1 protein-coding gene is annotated in these 697 nt (G+C 75.9%); it reads left to right on the top strand.

All coding sequences use genetic code 11. The annotated features are described in order from the left end of the window. Nucleotides 1–697: tetratricopeptide repeat protein (locus JMF90_RS39315; protein ID WP_201326575.1), on the top strand; the 697-nt coding region annotated here is incomplete at both ends.

Below are 697 nucleotides of genomic sequence, written 5' to 3'. Positions count from 1 at the left end.
CGATGGCGCTCGCGCGGCTGTTGAACCAGCGCGACGACACGCGCGCGGAAGCGAACCGGATCGCATGGTCGCTCGCGAAGCGCGCCGACGCGGACCATACGGAAGCGATGGCGCTGTGGCGGCGCGTGCTGCAGTCGGCCGGCAGCGATCCCGCGTATCTCGATGCGCTGCACGCGTATCTCGCGCTCGCGCCGGACGACACCGAATTCCGCGATCGCGCCGCCGGCCTCGACCAGCAGCGCGACGCGCAACGCCGGCTCGAGCGCGATCCCGACTACATCGCGCAGCAGCGCGGGTTGCAGGCGCTGGCGCGCGGCGATCTGGCCGCCGCCGATCCGCTGCTCGCGCGCGCCGCGCGGGCGCGCCCGGACGACGCCGATGCGCTGGGCGGGCTCGGCCTGCTGCGTCTGCGCGAAGGGCGGCACGACGAAGCGCGCGCGCTGTTCGCGCGGGCCGCGACGCGTGCGACCGACCAGCGCGGCAAATGGCAAGGCCTCGCGCGTACCGCGCAGTTCTGGGGGCTGCTCGCCCAGGGCCGCGAAGCGGCCAGTGCGGGCCGCCAGCGCGATGCCGAGCGCGCGGCGCGGGCGGCGCTCGCGATGCAGCCGGACAACCCGGACGCGAAGCTGCAGCTCGCCGATGCGCTGCTCGCGCAGCGCGACTGGGCGCGGGCGGAGCCGTTGCTGCGCGGCTTGCT

Source organism: Burkholderia sp. E168m23, from assembly GCF_016586125.1.
Classification (GTDB): Bacteria; Pseudomonadota; Gammaproteobacteria; order Burkholderiales; family Burkholderiaceae; genus Burkholderia; species Burkholderia orbicola.
This window is presented reverse-complemented; position numbering and strand designations above follow the sequence as displayed.